This window comes from Brachybacterium atlanticum (assembly GCF_025669985.1).
In the GTDB taxonomy this organism is placed as follows: Bacteria; Actinomycetota; Actinomycetes; order Actinomycetales; family Dermabacteraceae; genus Brachybacterium; species Brachybacterium conglomeratum.
The window spans coordinates 58,270-72,279 of the sequence record NZ_JAKJJW010000010.1; the positions used below are offsets into that span (position 1 = coordinate 58,270).

The 14,010-nt window shown below is 72.6% G+C and carries 13 protein-coding genes; 3 read left to right on the forward strand and 10 right to left on the reverse strand.

Translation table 11 applies throughout. From position 1 onward, the window contains the following. Positions 1–210: 210 nt before the first annotated feature. Positions 211–594 (forward strand): cupin domain-containing protein, encoded by a 384-nt coding sequence (locus L3K22_RS06960; RefSeq protein ID WP_010552069.1) that lies wholly within the window; start codon positions 211–213, stop codon positions 592–594. Between the two features lie 97 nt (positions 595–691). Here L3K22_RS06960 and ppsA read toward each other — a convergent pair whose 3' ends face one another. From ppsA to L3K22_RS07010, 10 genes are all read right to left on the reverse strand, one after another. After that, positions 692–3,091 (reverse strand): phosphoenolpyruvate synthase, encoded by a 2,400-nt coding sequence (ppsA, locus tag L3K22_RS06965; protein WP_263310730.1) that lies wholly within the window; start codon positions 3,089–3,091, stop codon positions 692–694. Between the two features lie 25 nt (positions 3,092–3,116). Then, positions 3,117–4,034, reverse strand: a complete 918-nt coding sequence (locus L3K22_RS06970; RefSeq protein WP_263310731.1) for a pyruvate, water dikinase regulatory protein — start codon at positions 4,032–4,034, stop codon at positions 3,117–3,119. Positions 4,035–4,217: 183 nt separating this feature from the next. Next, positions 4,218–5,576, reverse strand: coding sequence for a hypothetical protein (locus L3K22_RS06975; RefSeq protein ID WP_263310732.1), 1,359 nt, complete (start codon positions 5,574–5,576; stop codon positions 4,218–4,220). Then, the gene (locus tag L3K22_RS06980) at positions 5,569–6,189 is read right to left on the reverse strand and encodes a class I SAM-dependent methyltransferase (RefSeq protein WP_263310733.1); all 621 of its coding nucleotides are present in this window, start codon (positions 6,187–6,189) and stop codon (positions 5,569–5,571) included. Before L3K22_RS06980 ends, L3K22_RS06975 begins: the two co-directional genes overlap by 8 nt. Before the next feature lie 22 nt (positions 6,190–6,211). Further along, entirely contained in the window at positions 6,212–7,252 is a 1,041-nt protein-coding gene (locus L3K22_RS06985; protein ID WP_259882050.1) for a hemolysin family protein, read from the reverse strand. After that, positions 7,249–8,625, reverse strand: a complete 1,377-nt coding sequence (locus tag L3K22_RS06990) for a hemolysin family protein (protein ID WP_191461109.1) — start codon at positions 8,623–8,625, stop codon at positions 7,249–7,251. The genes L3K22_RS06985 and L3K22_RS06990 overlap by 4 nt, the downstream gene beginning before the upstream one ends. A gap of 184 nt (positions 8,626–8,809) precedes the next feature. Beyond that, positions 8,810–9,472: an alpha/beta hydrolase gene (locus L3K22_RS06995; RefSeq protein WP_263310734.1), complete on the reverse strand. Its 663-nt coding sequence runs from the start codon at positions 9,470–9,472 to the stop codon at positions 8,810–8,812. 273 nt (positions 9,473–9,745) lie between these two features. Further along, positions 9,746–10,036: a hypothetical protein gene (locus L3K22_RS07000; protein ID WP_259882046.1), complete on the reverse strand. Its 291-nt coding sequence runs from the start codon at positions 10,034–10,036 to the stop codon at positions 9,746–9,748. Positions 10,037–10,046: 10 nt separating this feature from the next. After that, positions 10,047–10,601, reverse strand: coding sequence for a type 1 glutamine amidotransferase domain-containing protein (locus L3K22_RS07005; protein ID WP_263310735.1), 555 nt, complete (start codon positions 10,599–10,601; stop codon positions 10,047–10,049). A gap of 89 nt (positions 10,602–10,690) precedes the next feature. Next, positions 10,691–12,112 carry a protein adenylyltransferase SelO gene (locus tag L3K22_RS07010; protein ID WP_263310736.1) on the reverse strand — a complete coding sequence of 474 codons (1,422 nt, stop codon included), beginning with the start codon at positions 12,110–12,112 and terminating at the stop codon, positions 10,691–10,693. A gap of 116 nt (positions 12,113–12,228) precedes the next feature. Between L3K22_RS07010 and fdhA the strand changes: the two genes are divergently transcribed. Both fdhA and L3K22_RS07020 read left to right on the forward strand, forming a co-directional pair. After that, a complete protein-coding gene (fdhA, locus tag L3K22_RS07015; protein WP_259814038.1) occupies positions 12,229–13,455 on the forward strand; it encodes a formaldehyde dehydrogenase, glutathione-independent in 1,227 nt (408 codons plus the stop codon). Between the two features lie 146 nt (positions 13,456–13,601). Further along, positions 13,602–14,009 carry a hypothetical protein gene (locus tag L3K22_RS07020; RefSeq protein ID WP_263310737.1) on the forward strand — a complete coding sequence of 136 codons (408 nt, stop codon included), beginning with the start codon at positions 13,602–13,604 and terminating at the stop codon, positions 14,007–14,009. Position 14,010 lies beyond the last annotated feature (1 nt).

The following is a 14,010-nucleotide window of genomic DNA, read 5'->3' on the forward strand; positions in this document are numbered from 1 at the left end:
AGCACGTACATCATGTACGTCACGTACGCCGATTTCTTCGACAGCACCGCTGCTCGCTCCCGGCACCCCGTTCCGCCGTCGGTCACGACCAGCGGCCCTCGGGCCGCGCCCGGCCGATCGCCCGGCTCGACTTCCCCGGTTCCACAGCGGCACCCCGACCCCCGCGAGATACTGGGAAGGGCCCGACACCGCTCCCGAGGAGGAGGACCCATGCCCGCCCTGCCCGACGCGATCACCAAGGCCATGACCATGGCCCGCACCGCCGAGAACGGACGCCACGCGGAGGTCCTGGTGAGCGACGGCCCGCTGCGCCAGAGCGTCATCGCGCTGCGTCGCGGCGTGCGCCTGCCCGAGCACAACTCCCCGCCCGCTGCGTCGATCCAGGTGGTGCGCGGCAGCGTGCGCGTGACGGGTCAGGAGGAGGCGGAGCTGCGCGCCGGCGACCTCGACGCGCTCACCCACTTCCGCCACGCCGTCGAGGCCCTCGAGGACTGCGCCTTCCTGCTCACCACCGTCACCTCGCAGCCCAGCGGCGGCAGCCACGCCACCCGCACCGGGGAGCTGCCCGTGACGGAGGACGACGACCGCGCCTGACCCCGCGGCGCGCAGCACGCCGAGCTGACCCGCCGGGGCCGCGCCGTCCCCGCGGGGACGGCGCGGCCCCGGCTGCCGACGTTCTCCGGGCGGACTCTCAGCCCACCCCGCCCGCCTCCCCGGCGCCCATCTTCGCGAGCCGCAGCCACGTGTCCACCACCGTGTCCGGGTTCAGCGACATCGAGGCGATGCCCTGCTCGAGCAGCCATTCGGCGAGGTCCGGGTGGTCCGACGGGCCCTGCCCGCAGATGCCGACGTACTTCCCCGCCGCACGGCACGCCTCGATCGCGCGGCCCAGCATGAACTTCACCGCCGGGTCCCGCTCGTCGAAGGCGTCCGCGACCAGCGCCGAGTCGCGGTCGAGGCCCAGCGTCAGCTGGGTCATGTCGTTCGAGCCGATCGAGAAGCCGTCGAAGTGCTCGAGGAACAGCTCCGGCACCGCGGCGTTCGAGGGGATCTCGCACATCATGATCACCTCGAGCCCGTTCTCCCCGCGCACCAGCCCGTGGCTCGCGAGCAGGTCGATCACACCCTTGCCCTCGGCGGGGGTGCGCACGAAGGGGATCATGAGCTTCACGTTGGTCAGCCCCATGTCTTCGCGCACGTACCGCAGCGCCTCGCACTCCATCGCGAAGCAGTCGGCGAAGCCCTCCGAGAGGTACCGCGAGGCACCGCGGTAGCCGATCATCGGGTTCTCCTCCTCCGGCTCGAACAGCGTGCCGGCCAGGAGGTTCGCGTACTCGTTGGACTTGAAGTCGCTCATCCGCACGATCACGGGCTCGGGGTGGAAGGCCGCGGCGATGGTCGCCACGCCCTCGGCGACGCGCTGGACGAAGAACTCGCGCGGCCCCTCGTAGGCGCTGATCCGCTCCGTCACCTGCGCGGCGATCTCCGGCTCGTCCTTCTCCAGCCGGTCCAGCTCGAGCAGGGCGCGGGGGTGGATGCCGATCTGGCGGTTCACGATGAACTCCAGCCGCGCGAGACCCACGCCCGCGTTCGGCAGACGGGAGAAGGAGAACGCCTGCTCGGGGTTGCCGACGTTCATCATGATCTTCGTGGGCAGCGCCGGCATCGAGTCGACCTCGGAGGAGGAGACCGAGTAGTCGAGGATCCCCTCGTACACGTAGCCGGTGTCGCCCTCGGCTGCGGAGACGGTGACCTCGTCCCCGTCGGCCAGGTCGCGGGAGGCGGTGCCGGTGCCGACCACGGCCGGGATCCCCAGCTCGCGGGCGATGATCGCGGCGTGGCAGGTGCGCCCGCCGCGGTCGGTGACGATGGCGCTCGCGCGCTTCATGATCGGCTCCCAGTCGGGGTCGGTCATGTCGGCGACGAGCACCTCGCCGGGCTGGAACTCGTGCATGCGGTCGATCGTGTCGAGCACCCGGACGGGGCCGGCGCCGATCCGGGCGCCGATCGCACGGCCCTCCACCCGGACGGGGCCTCGGGAGGCCAGCAGGTACTTCTCCACGGTGTTCCCGGCGCGGGACTGCACGGTCTCGGGGCGGGCCTGGAGGATGTAGAGCCTCCCGTCGGCCCCGTCGAGTCCCCACTCGATGTCCATCGGCCGCCCGTAGTGCTCCTCGATGACCAGCGCCTGGGTCGCGAGCTCGGTGACCTGCTCGTCGGTCAGCGACAGCCGGACCCGCTCGGCGGGGTCGACGTCGACGAAGGCGGTGGTGCGGCCGACGGCCGTGTCGGTCGTGTAGATCATCTTGGTGGCCTTCTCGCCCACCTGCCGCTTGAGGATCGCGGGCCGGCCCTCGCGCAGCCCGGGCTTGTGGACGTAGAACTCGTCGGGGTTGACCGCGCCCTGGACCACGCCCTCGCCGAGCCCGAAGGCGGAGGTGATGAACACGGCCTGGTCGAAGCCGGACTCGGTGTCGACGGTGAACATGACGCCGGAGGAGCCGATGTCGGAGCGGACCATCTTCTGCACGCCGGCGCTGAGCGCGACCGCGGCGTGCTCGAAGTCGTGGTGGACGCGGTAGGCGATCGCCCGGTCGTTGTAGAGCGAGGCGAACACCTCCCGGATCGCGAGCAGCACGTCGTCGATGCCGCGCACGTTCAGGAAGGTCTCCTGCTGCCCGGCGAAGGACGCGTCCGGCAGGTCCTCGGCAGTCGCCGACGAGCGCACCGCGAAGGACGCCTCCTCGCCGCTGCCGGCGGCGAGCTTCTCGTAGGCCTCGCGGATCCCCTCCTCGAGGGCGGAGGGGAAGGGCTGCTCGATGACCAGCGCCCGGATCTCGCGGCCCGCCTCGGCGAGCGCGATCGTGTCGTCGGTGTCCAGGCCCTGCAGCCGCTGGTCGATCCGCTCGGCAAGGCCCGTCGCGCCGAGGAACTCGCGATAGGCGTCGGCGGTGGTCGCGAAGCCGTCGGGCACCGCGACCCCGAGGGCGGAGAGGTTCGAGACCATCTCGCCCAGGGAGGCGTTCTTGCCTCCGACCTGCTCGAGATCGGCCATGCCGAGCTCGGAGAACCAACGGATGCTCTGCGTCATTGCTGCTCCTTCGGGGTGGGGACGCTCACCGGGCGGTGGTGCCGCGGCGAGCCAGGGACTGGAGGATCAGGGTGGACATCTCCTCGACCGACTTGCTGGAGGAGTCGACGAAGTCGATGCCGTGCGTGTCGTACACGCGGCGGGCCCTCGACAGCTCCCAGCGGGTCTGCTCGAGGGAGGCGTAGCGGGAGGAGGCGCGGCGCTCGGAGCGCACGGCGGTGAGCCGCTCCGGCGAGGTCAGCAGGCCGAAGCAGCGGTCCGCGACGGCGGAGATCGAGCCGGGCAGCACCTCGCCGGCGAGGTCCTCGTCCACCAGCGGGTAGTTCGCCACGAAGATCCCGTGCATCAGCGCGAGGTACATCGAGGTGGGGGTCTTCCCGCAGCGGGACGGCGCGATGAGGACGACATCCGCTTTCTCGATGGCGCGCACGGACTGCCCGTCGTCGTGCTCGATCGCGAACTCGACCGCCTGCATGCGGCGGTTGTAGCGGCGGGAGTCGCCGACCCCGTGGAGCCGGGCGGGGGCGTGGTCGCCGGTGACGCCGAGCTGCGCCTCGAGCTGGGCGAGATGGCCGCTGACGAAGTCGATCACGGGTGCGCGGGTGCGCAGCAGCTCCTCGCGCACCGACTCGTCGACGACGGTGAGGAACACCAGCGGCGCGATCGCGCCGTCCATCGCCGCGTCGAGGTCCTCGCGCACCTCCCGCGCCTCCTCGACGGTGCGGAGGAAGGGGATCAGCCGACGTTCGAAGGGGACCGACGGGAACTGCAGCAGCAGCGCGTTGCCCATGGTCTCGGCGCTGATGCCGGTGGAGTCGGAGATGAAGAAGACGGGGACCGCATCGGCCGCGGGACGCTCCGCGGCGGGGCGCGGGCGGGGGCTCGCGGAGGCGGTCCGCGCCGCGGCGGGCAGCGGCGGGGGGATCGGAAGCGATGCGTTCATTCGGCGCCCCTTGCGGTGGGCCCGGCCGGGGCCGGGGACACGTCGGTGTGCTGGCCTCACCGTAGCCGCGAGCGCCGTCGCCGCGTGCTCGCGACCACGAAGGTGGCGCGGCTCACCCGTCGTCTGCGCGAGATCGCCGAGGTGAGCGCGCACTCGAGCGCGATCGTGCACGTCCGGAGGTGGTCAGGCCTCCGCAGCCGGTGACGGGTCCGCGCGCATCGGCCAGCGCCGCACCAGCTCGTCCCGCAGGCGCTGCTCGCGGACGTCCAGCACCGCCGCGAGCAGGATCCCGGCGACGAGCACCGCGAGGGCGCCGACGAGGACGAGCGGCGCCTGCGAGTCGAGGTCGCGCAGCGTCGGACCGACGGAGGAAAAGATCTCCCAGGAGGGGCCGTCCTCCCCGATCGGCACCACCCACAGCCCGAGGCCGATCGCGGCGAGGGCTCCTGCGAGGGAGTGCATCGCGAGCAGCAGGCGGGGCGCACCGGCGGCGAACAGGCTCCGCAGGAGCGCGATGGCGGGCGGGGGCGCCGCAGGGTCGGCGAGGGCGGTGCGCACCGCCCGCATCTCGGCGCGGCGGGCCAGCACCTCGCAGGCCAGGGCGAGGAGCAGGCACAGCAGCACGAGCGCCCCGCACACCCCCACGCCCGCCACGACCAGGTCCACCAGCTGCTCGCCGCGGGGGTCGAGCTCGGCCCGCTCCCCCGCCCGCCCGCCGGACCAGCGCTCGCGGTCGGGATAGGCGAGGGCGAACATCAGCTGGAGGGCGAGAAGGCCGACGGCGGCGCTCGCGCCGAGCACGCCGAGCGCCGCCCCACCCAGACGCCGCGCCCCGGCGCCGGGGAGCACCTCGGGCCCGTCGACGCCGCGCGCCGCGGCCACGTCCTCGGCGGTGAGCGCGCGGCCGGCGGCGATGATGCGGTGCGGTTCGGTCCAGTGGGCGCGCAGCCGCTGCGCCGTGCGCTCCTGGCGGGCGCCCAGCACCTTCTCGAACAGCGGGATGCCGGCGCCGATCAGGCCCAGCACCAGCAGGCCCGCGGCGATGATCGCCAGGCCCACGGCGTCGAGCCCCGTCTCGAGCAGGGCGAAGAGCGCGATGAGGAAGCACAGCCCGAGCACGCACAGCAGCACGATCGCGATGATCCTGTACGCGCGTGCGCTGGGCTCCGTCGCCTCCGCCCACTGGCCGGGGGCCGGCACGTCGGCGGCGGGGACGCCCTCGTCGAGCCGACGGGCGAGGGCCCGGGCCATGAGGGGTCCCTCGAGCGCGCCGATCACGCCGAGCGCGAGGAACGCGAGCACCAGCAGGATCAGCATCCCCGCGAGGGAGGCGCGGCCCGCCAGGTCGATCGTCGACCCCGCCTCCGAGTCGGACAGCAGCTCCTCGGAGACGATCCCGGCGACGACCACGGTCCCGAAGAGCACCCCGAGGCCCACCATCACGTGGACGGAGGCCCGGAGGGCCTGGCGCTGCAGCGCCGGTCCGAGGCCGACGGGCAGCACCCGCCAGCGCGACTCCGCGATCGGTGCGGGCTCACCCATGCTGGAGCACCCCCACCAGGAAGTCGTCCGCGGCGGGGCGGAGGTCCCAGGTGGAGAAGCGCTGGGCGAGCTCGAGCCCGGCCGCGGCGGCGTCGGCCGTGAAGTCCTCGATCGCGTAGCCGCGGTCGAGCCCGAACCCGACCACCAGGCGACCCTCCGGCGCGAGATGCGCGGCCAGCGCCGTGAGCGCCGGCCGGCGCTCCGCCCCCGCGAGGAAGGTCAGCACGTTGCCCGCACACACCGCGAGGTCGAACAGCTCGCGCTCACCGTCGCCATCGACCAGGTCGAGCTCCGCGAGGTTCCCCACCTCCCAGCGCCCGTCCGGCTGCTCGGCGCGCGCCACCTCGATCAGGTGCGGATCGAGGTCGACGCCGACGACCTCATGCCCGGCTCGCGCCAGTCGCCCGCCGACCCGCCCCGTGCCGCACCCGGCATCGAGGATCCGCGAGCCGCGCCGCGCCATGGCGTCGATCAGCCGCGCCTCGCCGTCCAGGTCCTGTCCGGCCGCGGCGAGGCGCTTCCAGCGTGCGGCGTAGCCGGCCGCATGCTCAGGGTTGCGCCGCACCGCGGCCGTCCACAGGTTCTCGTCAGGGCCGATGCCAGAGGTCGTCATGACCCCATTGTCGGGCCCGTCCTCAGGCGTACGCGCGCGAGTCGTCCCGGATCTGGCCCACGAGCTCCTCGAGCATGTCCTCGAGGGTGACCACGCCGATCACCTCGCCGCCGGGACCGGTCGCGGCGCCGAGGTGCGCGCCGGAGCCCTGCATCTCGGCGAGCGCGTCGCGCAGCGGCTGGTCGCCGCCGATCCGGGGCAGCGCCCGGATCCGCTCCGCGGGGATCGGCTCGTCGCGCGTGGCCTGGACGGCGTCGAGCAGGTCCTTGATGTGGACGTAGCCGGTCAGGCGCCCGTCGGCCGCCTTCACGGGGAAGCGGGAGTAGCCCTCGACGGCCGCGGCCTCCGCCTGTGCGGCGGTGGCGCCCTCGGGCAGGGTCGAGACCTTCTCGAGCGGGATGACCAGGTTCGCGACCGAGCGGGCCTCGAAGCGCAGGGCACCCAGCAGCAGCGCCTCGTCGTTGTCCTCGAGCAGCCCGCCCTCGCGGGACTCGCTCACCATCGCCGCGACCTCGTTGCGGGTGAAGGCGCTGGTGACCTCGTCCTTCGGCTCGATGCCCATCATCCGCAGCACGAGGTTGCCGATGGAGTTCAGCAGCCACAGCAGCGGCCGCAGCACGGTGACGATGCCCATCAGCACCGGCGCCAGGATCAGCGCCATCCGCTCGGGGCCGGCGAGCGCGATGTTCTTGGGCACCATCTCGCCGAAGACGACGTGGAGGTAGGTGACCAGGGACAGCGCGATCACGAAGCTGATCGGGTGGGTGAGCGCACCCGGCACGCCGATCGCCTCGAAGGGACCCTCGAGCAGGTGCGCGATCGCGGGCTCGCTGATCGCGCCGAGCGCGAGGGAGCAGACGGTGATGCCCATCTGGGCGCCCGCCATCATGAGGGAGACCTGCTCCATCGCGGAGATCGTGACCTTCGCGGCCCAGTTCCCCTCGAGCGCCTTCGGCTCGATGACGGAGCGCCTCGCGGAGATCAGCGCGAACTCCGCGCCGACGAAGAAGGCGTTCAGGAGCAGGAGGACCAGGGTGGCCAGCAGGCCGACGTAGTCGCTCATCGGGCCACCTCCTCGTCCTCGGCCCGCACATCCGTCTCGTCGGGCGCCGCCTCGACGATCACGTGCACGGTCTCGATCCGCATCCCGTCGATCTCGACGACGACGATCCGCAGGCGCGCCGGCTCCTCGCCGGGCGCCGGGTCGGTGTCCACGACGATCTCGTCGCCGACCTCGGCCAGACGGCCGAGCTCCATCGTGACCAGGCCGCCGAGGGTGTCGTAGTCCTCGTGCTCGGGCACGGTGACGCCGAGCCGCTCGGTCGCCTCGTCGGGGCGCATGCGCGCATCGAGATCCCAGGAGCCGTCGGGCTCGGGGGTGTCGTCCGTCTCCTCGTCGTGCTCGTCGCGGACCTCGCCGACGATCTCCTCGACGAGATCCTCGAGGGTGATGAGGCCGGCGTGGTCGCCGAACTCGTCGACGACGACGGCCATCTGCAGGCCACCGGCGCGGAGGGTGTCCATCAGGTCGTCCAGCGGCACCGTGTCGGGCACGAACGTCGCCGGCCCCATCACGGCGTCGACCCTCGTGGTGGGCCGCTCGTCGAAGGGGACGGCGAGGCCGTGGCGGATGTGCGCGACGCCCGCGATCTCGTTCTCGTCGTCCTGCACGGGGAAGCGGGAGTGCCCGGTCTCGCGGGCGAGCTCCAGCAGGTCGGCGACGGTCTGGTCGACCTCCAGGGAGTCGACCCGGCCGCGGGGCACCATCGCGTCGTGCGCGCGCCGGTCGCCGAAGGCGAGGGTGCGCTGCACCAGCGAGGCGGTCTCCTCGGCGAGGGCGCCCTCGTCGGCCGAGCGCTTGACCAGGACGGACAGCTCGTCGGCGCTGCGGGCGGAGCTCAGCTCCTCCTGCGGCTCGACGCCGAGCGCACGCACGACCGCGTTCGCGTTGCCGTTGAACAGGCGGATCGGGAGGCCGAAGATCGTGCTGAACAGGCGCTGGAAGCCGACGACCAGCTTCGCGGTGCGCAGGGGCTGCGCGATCGCCATGTTCTTGGGGACCAGCTCGCCGAAGATCATGGTCATGCCGGTGGCGAGGACCAGAGCGAGCGCGACGGACGCGGAGCGGGCCGCGACCTCGCTGAGCCCGGCGTCCACGAGCGGGGGGCCGACGAGGGCCGCGATCGCGGGCTCGGCGAGGAAGCCGATGCCGAGGTTGGTGACCGTGATCCCCAGCTGCGCTCCGGAGAGCTGCGTGGAGAGGGTCTTCATGCCCCGCAGGACACCGCCGGCGCGCTTGTCGCCGCTCTCGGCGGCGGCCTCCACGTCATTGCGGTTGACCGTGATCAGGGAGAACTCCGCGGCGACGAAGGCGCCGCAGGCCAGCACGAGCAGGAGCCCGATCGCCAGCGAGACGAGGGGGCCGATCAGATCCATGGACGGATCCCCCCGTGGGAAGTGAATGAGTGCAGGCCCGAAGGCCTGGGACTGTCACTGGGGGCGTCGCTGGCGGCGCTCATGATCTCCTGGTGCTCCTGGGGAACCCCGCCGTCTCTCGGCGGGGAATGCAGGAATGCTACAGCCCGCCCCCTGGACGGCGGGAGGGAATGCGGGGGAGCGCTCAGCGCCCGTCCGCGTCGGCGGCCCGACGCTGCAGGAAGGCGGCGACGGCCCTCAGCTCGATCTCGTCGACCGCGTGCCCGAGCTGCGGGCGGCGCTCCTCCTCGAGCGCAGTGTGCGCGCTCATGAACTCGCGGACCGCCTGCTCCCGCTCGGGGTCGTAGAGGGGGTCCATCCCACCGTGGCCCCACAGCGCGGGCGGACGCACCTCGGCGAGCGCGGCATCGCCCTGCATCGCGGCGGGGAACGGGAAGCCGGAGAGGTTCACGACGAACCGGAGCGCATGCGGATCGCGGCGCAGCAGCTGCAGGGCGACGGCGCCGCCCTGGGAGAACCCGATCGCGCCGACGACGGGGCGGTCCTGCGCGGCGATCCACTCCTCGACGGCCGCGGCGGAGGTCTCGATCGCCTCGGGCCGATCCGGGGCCACGGGCATGTCGAACCAGGCATAGCCCTGCACGTACCGGAAGATCCCGCGCACGGAGACGTACTCGAAGGCGGGCGGGAGGAAGGGTACGAGGCCCGCGAGGTCGCGCTCGTCGCTGCCGAGCCCGTGCATCAGCAGCACGATCGGGGCGTCCTGCGCGCCGCCGCGCACCACGGCGCTGGGGTCGAGGTGCGGGGAGATCAGCTCCACGGGGCCGTACTGGGGCGAGGTCGTCATGGCACGAGGCTATCGACCCGCAGGCGTCGGGGCAGGGAAGAACCCCCAGGTCGCGCGGTGCGCTGGTCGGAAGGACGAGGTCCGACCCCTGGGGGTCCCGGCAGCTCGGTGGTATTCGCTGCGCGTCCGGATGAACGGTCGCCTCAGCGGCGAGCCACCTCACATGTCCGATAAGAAATCACTTCTCGGATCACCTCCTTCCCTGTGTGCTCACACCGTAGGCCCGTCGTCACCCGAGAGCAACGGATTAAACGGGGACGGCGTCGCCGCAGGTCAGGGCAGGGGCGGTTCCTGCTCGGGGAGGATCTCATCCAGTCCCCCGTCCTCGCGGGCGAGCTGGTCGAGCTGCTCGTCGTCGACGTCGGCCTCCATGCGGTCCTCGTCGCGGTTGCCCTGCTCGGCGGCGGCGGACTCGTCGGCTCCGCGCGCGACGTCCTCGTCGAAGCCGTACCCATCAGCGTTGCGGGAGTCGCGCCCCTCGGCGACGACCCGGTCCGTCTCCAGGGCGTCGTCGATGCTCGTCTCGTCGGGCTCGGCGGCGATCGGATCGAAGCTCTCGGTCATGGACTTCCTCCTAGGCGGTGAGCGCGTCGATGATCGCGGCGTTGAAGGCGTCGAGATCATCAGGGGTGCGCGAGGTGATCAGGCGGTAGCCGCCGGCGTCGTCGACCACGACCTCCTGGTCGCTCCAGTGGGCGCCGGCGTTGACGAGGTCGGTGCGGATCGTCGGCACCGAGGTGAGGTCCCGGCCGTCGGCGAGGCCGGCGTCCACGAGCAGCCAGGGCGCGTGGCAGATCGCGGCGACGGGCTTGGCGTCCGCGGCGAAGGCACGCGTGACCTGCTGGACGGTCTCGTCGGCGCGCAGCTGGTCGCCGTTGAGGGTGCCGCCGGGGAGCACGAGGGCGTCGAAGTCGGAGGCCTTCACCTGGTCGTAGGTGGTATCCACCGGGACCTCGGGGCCGGGGTCCCGATCACCGGCGAGCGTCTTCACGACGCCGGGCTCCGTCGCCGCGACCGTCACGGTCGCTCCCGCCTCCCGCAGCGCGGCGATCGGCTTCGTCAGCTCGTCGGATTCGGTGCCGAAGTTGGTGGTCATCACGAGGATGCGTCGATCGTCCAGGGCAGCCATGGGGCTCTCCTTCCATCGGGAACACCGTCGACGCTAGCACCGCCGGACAGTCGGAGCCCCGCGCTCGACCGACCGTTCGGGGGTGCCCCTCAGGTGCCGCAGAGGGTCATGAAGGCATCGCCCCCGTCGCCCGGCCCCTCGAGATCCTCGAGCCCCTCTCGCCGCTCGAAGGGCGAGCCCACGGCGTCGAGCATCCTCAGCACCGGTGCCGTGTCCCCCAGGTGCGCGGCTCGCAGCGCCGCCTCGAGGTGGACGTTGCGGGGGACGTACAGGGGGTTCGCGCGGCACACCGCCGCACGGGCCTCGTCGGCCGATTCCCCGTCGCCCCGCAGCGCTTCCCAGCGCCGCGACCACTCCTCGAACGGTGCTGGCTCCGCGAACAGCCCCGCCGCCGTGCCCCCGCCGAGCTCCTGGAAGAACCCCGTGTGGTCCACCCGCTGCTCCTCGAGCAGGGTGAACAGCGCCTCCCCGAGCTCCCGCACCTCGCCCCGCTCCCCGCGGACGCCGAGCTTCGCCGCGAGCCCGTCGGCGTACGCGTCGAGATACCTGCTCTCGAACCTCTCGAGCACCGCCGCCGCCCTGGCCACCGCAGCATTCGGCTCCTCATCGATCACCGGCAGCAGCGCCTCGGCGAAGCGGGAGAGGTTCCACAGCGCGATGCCGGGCTGGTTGCCGTAGGCGTAGCGGCCGCCGCGGTCGATCGAGCTGAACACGGCGGCGCGGCGGTGCACGTCCAGCACGGCGCAGGGCCCGTAGTCGATGCCCTCGCCGGACAGCGCCATGTTGTCGGTGTTCATCACCCCGTGCACGAAGCCGAGCAGCATCCACTGCGCCACCAGCTCCGCCTGCGCCTCGGATACGGCCTGCAGCAGCCCCAGCGGCCCGTCGGCCGACGGGTGGTGCCGGGCGATCGCGTGGTCGACGAGCCGCCCCGTCACCTCGGGCCCCAGGTGCCAGGAGGCGTACTCGACGGTCCCCACCCGCAGGTGGCTCGCGGCGACCCGCACCAGCAGCGCCCCGGGCTCGTCCGTGACGCCCTGGCGCGGCGCGATCCTCTCCCCGGTGGTGAGCACGGCGAGGGCGCGCGTGGTGGGGACGCCGCAGGCGTGCAGCCAGCGGCCGATCACGGCCTCGCGCAGCATCGGGCCGAGCGGCGCCTTCCCGTCCCCGCCCCGCGCGAAGGGCGTCCTGCCCGCCCCCTTCAGATGCAGGTCCCGGATCCTGCCCCGGGCGTCGACGATCTCCCCCAGCAGCACCGCCCGCCCGTCGCCGAGCTGCGGGTTCGCGGTGCCGAACTGGTGACCGGCGTAGGCCTGCGCGACGGTGCCCTCGATCTGCCCGGTCAGCAGCGCCATCCCGTCCTCGCCCCGCAGCCACTCGGGATCCAGCCCCAACTCGCGGGCGAGCTCCTCGTCGAGCCAGACGAGCTCCGGACGCGGCGGGACGTCGGCCCGCCACGGCGTCGAGAGCTCGGGCAGCTCGGCGGCATAGGTCTGATGGATCTCGGGCACGGCTCACCTCTTCCCCACCAGGCTACGCCGCGACCATTGACACTCCTCCGAGTCGTCCCGGAGGCTTCGAGGACTCGGCCCGCGAGGGCGGGCCGCGTGAAGGCAAGGAGGCCTCCATGTCCAGCAACCGCGCGATCGCCTACCAGGGCCCGGGGAAGGTCGACGTCGTCGACATCGACTACCCGACCTTCGAGCTGAAGGACGGTCCCGGGGTGAACCCCGCGAACGTCGGCCGCAAGCTCCCCCATGCGGCGATCCTGAAGGTCGTCACCACCAACATCTGCGGCTCGGACCAGCACATGGTCCGCGGCCGCACCACCGCCCCCGAGGGCCTCGTGCTCGGCCACGAGATCACCGGCGAGGTCGTCGAGACCGGGCCGGGCGTGGAGTTCATCAAGGAGGGGGACCTCGTCTCGGTCCCCTTCAACATCTCCTGCGGCCGCTGCGAGATGTGCAAGACGGGCCGCACCGAGATCTGTCTGAACGTGAACCCGGACCGTCCCGGCAGCGCCTACGGCTATGTCGACATGGGCGGCTGGGTGGGCGGACAGGCCGAGTACGTCGTGGTCCCCTATGCCGACTGGAACCTGCTGAAGTTCCCGGACAAGGACCAGGCCATGGAGAAGATCCTGGATCTGACCATGCTCTCGGACATCTTCCCCACCGGCTTCCACGGCGCGGTCTCCGCGGGCGTCGGCCCGGGCAAGTCGGTGTACATCGCGGGCGCAGGCCCCGTCGGCACCGCCGCCGCCGTGGGCGCGCAGCTGCTCGGCGCGTCGGTCGTGATCATGGCCGACATGAACGCGGACCGCCTCGCGAACGCCGCGACGTTCGGCTGCGAGACGATCGACGTCTCGAAGGAGGACCCGCGCGAGGGCATCGCCCGGATCCTCGGCCGCGAGGAGGTCGACGCGGGCGTGGACGCCGTGGGCTTCGAGGCCCGCGGGCACGGCAAGGACGCGGCCGAGGCTCCGGCGACGGTGCTGAACACCCTCATGGACATCACCCGTGCCGGCGGCGCGCTCGGCATCCCGGGCCTGTACGTCACGGGTGATCCGGGCGGCGTCGACGAGAACGCGAAGGTCGGCTCGCTCTCGATGCGACTCGGGCTCGGCTGGGCGAAGGCGCTGAGCTTCACCACCGGCCAGTGCCCGGTGATGCGCTACCACCGCCAGCTCATGGAGGCGATCCTCCACGACCGTGTCCAGATCGCCGACGCCGTCAACGCCACCGCGATCTCGCTGGACGACGCCCCGAAGGGCTACGCCGAGTTCGACTCCGGCGTCGCCAAGAAGTACGTCATCGACCCGCACGGCGTGACCGGCAAGGTCCAGGCCGTCTGACCTGGCACGACGCCTGACATCGGTGTGAGGGCGACCAGCCCTCACACCCATGTCAGGTCACCCGACGTTCACCCCGACACCACCCAGGTGTCTCCCAGGTCACATACGGTGCTCGAGGCCCTCCCCTCCAGCGAGCAGGATCCTCGATGCCCTCCGCGCCCCGCACCCCCGTCCTCGCACAGACCCGCTGGCTCGCGCTCCTCGCGGCCTTCGCCGTCCTCCTCCCCGCCTCGGGCGTGGTCGGCCGGAATTCCACCACGCAGGATCGGGTCGCCCGGCTCGCGGCGGAGACCCGCCCGCGGGTCGACTCCCTCGCGGTCGAGGGCCGGGAGGTGCCGGTCGCCTGGCCGGTCACCGCCCAGTGGGGCGGCACCGGGGTGCAGGTCGCGACCGGCGCCGCGGGCGACGAGCAGGTGGACCGCCGTGCTGTCGTCCGGGTGGACCCGCGCACCGGGGAGATGACGGGACTGCGCCGCGGCGCCGCGACGGTGACGGTCACGGTGAACGGCGAGATGGCGCGGATGACGGTGCAGGTCGCCGGCGAGGGCCGGTGAG